At 43.5% G+C, this 6,161-nt stretch carries 4 protein-coding genes; 1 reads left to right on the top strand and 3 read right to left on the bottom strand.

The window, feature by feature from the left end; translation table 11 throughout:
• The first annotated feature begins 314 nt into the window (after nucleotides 1-314).
• Nucleotides 315-1,328, top strand: coding sequence for a hypothetical protein (locus RMO52_RS02015; RefSeq protein WP_310410441.1), 1,014 nt, complete (start codon nucleotides 315-317; stop codon nucleotides 1,326-1,328).
• A gap of 152 nt (nucleotides 1,329-1,480) precedes the next feature.
• Here the strand turns inward: RMO52_RS02015 and RMO52_RS02010 are convergent, their stop codons facing one another.
• The 3 genes from RMO52_RS02010 to RMO52_RS02000 all read right to left on the bottom strand — a co-directional run bounded on the left by RMO52_RS02010 (nucleotide 1,481) and on the right by RMO52_RS02000 (nucleotide 5,846).
• Nucleotides 1,481-3,088 carry a HEAT repeat domain-containing protein gene (locus RMO52_RS02010; protein ID WP_309738267.1) on the bottom strand — a complete coding sequence of 536 codons (1,608 nt, stop codon included), beginning with the start codon at nucleotides 3,086-3,088 and terminating at the stop codon, nucleotides 1,481-1,483.
• A gap of 50 nt (nucleotides 3,089-3,138) precedes the next feature.
• A complete protein-coding gene (locus RMO52_RS02005; RefSeq protein ID WP_310410439.1) occupies nucleotides 3,139-5,079 on the bottom strand; it encodes an efflux RND transporter periplasmic adaptor subunit in 1,941 nt (646 codons plus the stop codon).
• A gap of 71 nt (nucleotides 5,080-5,150) precedes the next feature.
• Nucleotides 5,151-5,846 carry a DUF305 domain-containing protein gene (locus tag RMO52_RS02000; protein ID WP_309742227.1) on the bottom strand — a complete coding sequence of 232 codons (696 nt, stop codon included), beginning with the start codon at nucleotides 5,844-5,846 and terminating at the stop codon, nucleotides 5,151-5,153.
• Between the last annotated feature and the right edge of the window lie 315 nt (nucleotides 5,847-6,161).

Here is a 6,161-nt window from a genome sequence, read left to right as displayed (position 1 = left end):
CATAAACTGTCCATAAGGAGACGATAACAGCGGCGATTACGACCAGCCAACGACGGTTAATTACCCACTGAACGATATTTCCGAGCATTTTTAGTGTTAAAGATGAGGATAAGTGTCCGCTTGGTTCTAACAATACACAAGCATGATGAAATTCAGATGAAATTCAACAGACATCTAAAAAGACAGAAGTTGCGATAAAATAACGAAACTGATTCACAAAGTAGTTGTCATCATTGTTTTATTTTTGCCTCGCTCAACGCTACCTTCTTTCATCTCTTTAAAAATATCTAACTTACTCAAAAGAAAATCTTATTATGGGCTATAGCACTGACTTTTACGGTTTTTGGATGCTAACTCCAGCTCTTTCTCTAGCTCAGACAGATTATCTACAAAAATTTGCTCGGACTAGAAGAGTCAAACGAGATCCCGATGCGATTGAAAATAATCGCAGACTAGCAGCGATCGGACTCAATTTAGGTGTAGATGCTGAATATTTTGTTGATGTTGAAGATGAAGATAAATCGATTGTCGATTTCAATCTACCGCCAGGAAACCAACCGAGTCTATGGTGCAAGTGGCGAGTTAACGATAGAGGTGAACGCCTGGAGCATAATGGCGGAGAAAAATTCGACAGATATGTTGAATGGCTCGATTATTTAGTCGAGCATTTTTTCTCACCTTGGGGAATTAAAGTTAATGGTCTAGTCAGATATGAAGGTAGCGTATCGATCGATGCTGGAATAATTGAAATTACTGATAATCATATCGAAGTTAGACCGAATATCTACCTCCGTATTTGTCCAAAAGGAGCGATGTATATTTGCGAAACAGACTCGGAACTAGAGATTGAATATATAAATGTTTATCGGCAAATTATTGACAATCCTGGCAATGAAGGAACGAATGCAACTCAGATAGATATCAATAGTATTTTCCGAGTAATTCATTGCAGTAAGGCAGGAATGTTAATCTATTCTCAATACTGGGATTTGATTTGGTTGCCCGATGATTTAGTAGATCGATTTTTGCTAGTACCAGATAAACTCGCTATTAGATGCCAGATCGCCATCGAATTGATTCCCCAAAGGGGACGCGTCGCGAACGAAGATCTTAGCTGTCAGTATCGGGTGGTAAGATGCGATGATGGCAACAGTCAAGGCGATCTCTATCCGACTAATGCTCTATGGCAAATCCATCGCCTTCGAGCGGACGATCTCATTATTGCTCTAGATCCTTCCGGCAATCCGATCGAAATCAATCGTTCCGAACTCGACTGTTTTGTTAGCCTCGATATCGTTCTCCATAAATCTAACCTCTCGATCGATTAGATTTTCAGGTGGTAGAGGATTTAGAAAATTGGTTAGGGTAATCGATTAAACTTACCTGTATATCATGAGACATAAAGACACTCAAATAATTCTAAATCTGGCGGAAGAGCGATATTAGTCCAATCGATCGATACCCAATTGTATCACCGCCATTACGATATTCTACCTTTCCAGATAGCCAATCTTTTTGCGGCAAATTCTCTGACTTGTTCGTCAGAATCATTTTCGGCGCGATCGACTAATAACTCTAGTATTTCTTCAGTTCGATCTCGATGGTTTTTGCAGATAGCTTTCAATGCGGTTAGACGAGGGTTGCTTTCACCAAATCCCTGCCGCTGAAAGGGATCGTCAATAGTAAGACAATACAAGAATGTAAATATATCCTGTTTATATTGCCGACGTTCCACCAGTGCGTTAACTGCTGCATTTCTCACAATCCAATGACTATCTTGTTGAGCACATTTCTTAAATGTAGATAAAACATCTGGACTGCTTTTGTAATATATATCTACTGACATCACTAGATTGAGTCTAACACTCCAACTATCATCATGTTGAATGATGTCATTAAAAAAAGGCAAGTTATCTGGTTCATCTTGCCACTCTTCAGCTAAAACTCGTACTATTCCACATCTAACAAACTCATTATCGCTGTGTTTTGCTAGTTCTTTAAACCAGGGTAGAATAGCTGGCTCATCTTTCCAACCTCGGATAATTTCCTCGATTGCAAGACCATCTTGGATACCATTTTGTACCATCTGTTGAAGCCAGGGCAGAGTATTTGAATCGTTTTTCCAAACTTGAGCGATATCTTTTACCAAAAGACATCTATAACGATCGTCCCAATCATATTGAACGCGGTGCTTAATGATTGATAAAGTGTCTATATCGTCTTTCCAGCCTTGAAGTAAAGCTTGTGCCGCAGCACCTCGAACATGCCAATCATCGGCATTTTGAGCTATGTCCTTGAGCCAGGGTAATGTATGTAGATTATCTCTCCAAGCATGTGCGATGGCTTCTACCATTACACAACGAAGAAAATATTTCTCATTATCGTATTGAGCGCGGTGCTTGAGAATAGCTAATGTTTCTAGCTCATCTTTCCAGCTTTGCTTTATGGTCTCTGCTACGGCACATACGATAATTGAATCCTTACTTTCTTGAGCTATTTGTCTGAGCCAAGGCAAAGTATTGGGGTCATTTCTCCAACCCTGGGCAATTGCTTCTAATATCGCATCACATAACCACCTATAATCTGCTTGCAGGGCAATTTCTTTGAGCCAAGGCAGAGTGTCCCGATCGTTTTTCCAGTATTTAGCGACGACTTCTACTGCTGTACATCGAATATATTGTCTACTTCCATATTTGACTAAAGGAAGAATTGGCATAATATGCGGATCGCTTTCCCAATCTCGTAATATCTCTGCGGTAGTATATCGTTTAACATATTCATTATGCTCATGTCTGACGAGATCTTTGAGCCAAGGTAACGTACCTGGATCGTTATGCCACCATTTTGCGATCGCTTTTACTAAGATCTCTCGAAAGTCCCAATCATCTTTGAGCCAAGGCAAAATATCTGAATTGTTTTGCCGCTTTTGTGCCTCTGCTTCAACAATTGTATCTTCAACATCCCAGTCATCATGCTGTTGCGCGAGATTTTTCAAACATGACAAAGTTTCGGGATCGTCTTTCCAATTTTCAATGATTGTTATTAGTGCTGTTTGTGTAGCTCCCCAAAGCATTAACCACTTAAACATCGTACCAAAGTCCTATCATTATGTAACGGCTCTCGACAGAATAATATTGTTTATCGATCGATCCGCACCGATTCAGATTCAGATTTTGAATGTACCCGATCGACAGTAGCTTCCTCTAATACTACTGTCTCCACACCTGGCAAATCTATAACTTCATCCTCCGGCTCCACAACATCGCCAATACTCGTCATAACTCCATTACTTCTGCGCCCCAACCAAAAAGCACTACCCCCCAAAATGCCAACGGCTGGAACTAAACCCCAGACTAGATAAGATGGTATTTGATTTGGACTGGTAGCATCGGGCTTGACTGCTGTACTATGTTCGCTAGCTGGCTGCTTTTTCAGAGATTGAGCGTAGAGTTGGGGGGCGCGTTGACTGACTACTGAGTCCCCAGCAAATAGTCCTGTCTTGACTTCAACTAGATCGCCAATAGTTTGCCCGAGGGTAACGGTGGTAGGCTGATAGCTGTCGCCACTTTTGATGTAGACTAATTTCTCTAAATTAGCTTCTACCACTGCACTCGCCGGAATTACTACCACTGGGGTAGTGATTTGACTGGTAGCTAATTTGAATTCGGCAAAGGTTCCAGCTTTGAGCAAACCATCTGGATTATCTAATGTTGCTTGAACGGGAACTACCCGGCTCTGGGAGTCCACCGCCGTCACGATCCTCGAAATCTGACCTGAAAACACTTTATCACCCGCTCCAGGCACTTTTACACTAACCTGCTGACCGATTTTTAATCGTCCTAAATCCCGCTCGTAGATATTGGCAGTTGCTAATACTTGCCGATCGTCGGTAATCGTCATTAACTTGGCTCCAGGATCGGCGACAGACTGCCCGATCGTAATTTCTCGATCGGCAATCGTCCCATCGATCGGGGCGGTAATAGTCACTATACCCTGAGCATTCGCTCGATTTCCCAATTGTGCCAGCAGCCCGCGATAACTAGCATCGCTAAGTCTGAGCTGATTTTGCGCGGCGGTTACGGCTGAGTTCGCTTTTTGGACTTGAGCATTAGCTTCGACTACCGATCTTTGGTTCGTCGCTTTTGCCTGTTGCCCCTGGGCTTCGGCTACCTGCTGCTCAGCATCCCGCAGTTCTCGTAGGGGTAATTCGGTTTCGGCTTTGCGGAGTTCGGTTTCGGCTTGGGCTACTCCTGACTGACTTGTGGCTTTGACTAATGCAGTTCGGGCTTCGGCTAGTTTAGCCTGAGATTCCAACATCTGACGGCGTGCCAGTGCCCCACTCTTGTTTAGTTCTACATCCTTTTGGTACCGTTCCTGAGCTAATTCTAGTTCGGTTCGAGCGGAGCTAATCTCGGCGGTGGCGATTTGCTGTTGACGCTGATAGCTGGTTTTCGCCGCTCGAACTACCGAACCACTTTTGACGAGTTGTTGTTCTCGCGCGAGTCTAGATCGAGCGGCTGTTAATTGACTCCGCGCCCGATCTGTTTCAGCGGTGGCGATTTGGGCGATTTTTTGATAACTTTGTTGGGCGAGGTTGCGATCGGTTTGAGCTTGTTGGAGTAGCGCGATTGCTGTCGATCGTTTTTCGAGGGAACTCGTTCGTAGTTCGTTGAGTTCGGGGCTAGACATCCTCGCCAGGATTTGTCCTGCTTTGACTCTCGTGCCAGGTTGTACCAAAAGCTGGACGAGTTTACCCTTAATTGGGGCAGTAACTTCTACTTGTTTGCTGGGTAATAACTCAATCTGTCCGGTAGCGGAAATTTCGACATTCAAGCTTTGTTTTTTGGCAGCAACTGTTTGTACCCCAATCTGTTGAGCCGTTGCTCCATCGACTTGCACTTTGGTACTTTTCGTTCCCTCTTGAGAGCCAAATTCATTACCATGCCCGCCATGAGCGAGTGCTAATGGGGATACTAGCGAGAGCCAGATGGGTAGTAATAGCCAGCTTAACCGCCTCACTGCGCGAATGGCTGGAGCGATCGAGGATGAAGCTGTCTGTGAGTTAGTATTTATAGCCATAGTTGCTCAACTAAACGCTGATAGTTCCCAGTTTGCCAGTGCTAGATGAGATGAATATGAATGCTCATCAACTATTTACTTGCAGACCATTCTTTCCGCCATTGAGCCATCTGAGCGATTTCTGCCTGTTGAGACTTAATGATATTTTGAGCGAGTTTTTGCATCTCTGGACGTTTAGATTTTTTCAATAAATCTTGTCCCATTGTCACGGCACCTTGATGATGGGGAATCATCGCATCGAGGAATCTACGATCGAACCCCGCATCAGCTTTACCCAATGACATACTCATCATCATTGACTGCTTGTGTTCGGCTGTCATTGCCATTTCATGATTCATAGCAGCGTGCCACATTATCGGTGTTGCCGATGCTTTGGGATACCATTGCTTGCGCCACTGTTGCATCTGGGCGATTTCTTTTTGCTGCTCGGCGAGCATACCTTTAGCTAGCTTAATTAGTTCGGGACGTTTGGACTTTTCTAATACTTCCTGAGCCATTACTAATGCACCCTGATGGTGGGGAATCATACTATCGATAAAGCGCAGATCGTAGTTAGCATCAGCGGGGCCAACATCCATACTATGATTCATCATGCCCCCCTTTTTCATGCCATCATGATTCATGCCATCATGATTCATCCCTCCATTTTGGGCAATTGTTGAATTCGATCTGTTGGAAGTCGTGAAGTTAGCGATTGCTAGGGAACCAAAACCAATCGTTCCCGTCACCATCGCGATCGATGTGAGCAATTTAATTTTAGTATTCATAATCAATCTAAATAATCATAATTTTGCCGTTACTACGATTTTAAATGAATGAGATGAAATTAAGATGAAATGGATTGAGTCGAGATTTCACATTAATTTCATTTACAGCAGTTCTAACTTATCCCGAACTAACGTTAGTTACAACTGTCGCGATCGAGGGGACTCTAGTAGTATGATATCTTTCATCTACAGAGGCACTACTAATGTCACCAGTTCAAACGGTTGCAAATTTTACCCCGTATTCGGCGATCGGTACCAATTTAACAGATGTTCGCAAACGCCGCCAGGAGCACGATCCTACTCCCCTCAACGTGC

Source organism: Chamaesiphon sp. OTE_8_metabat_110, from assembly GCF_031382685.1.
Lineage (GTDB): Bacteria > Cyanobacteriota > Cyanobacteriia > Cyanobacteriales > Chamaesiphonaceae > Chamaesiphon.
Note: the sequence above shows the minus strand (reverse complement) of the source record. Positions and strands in the feature narration are given on the sequence as shown.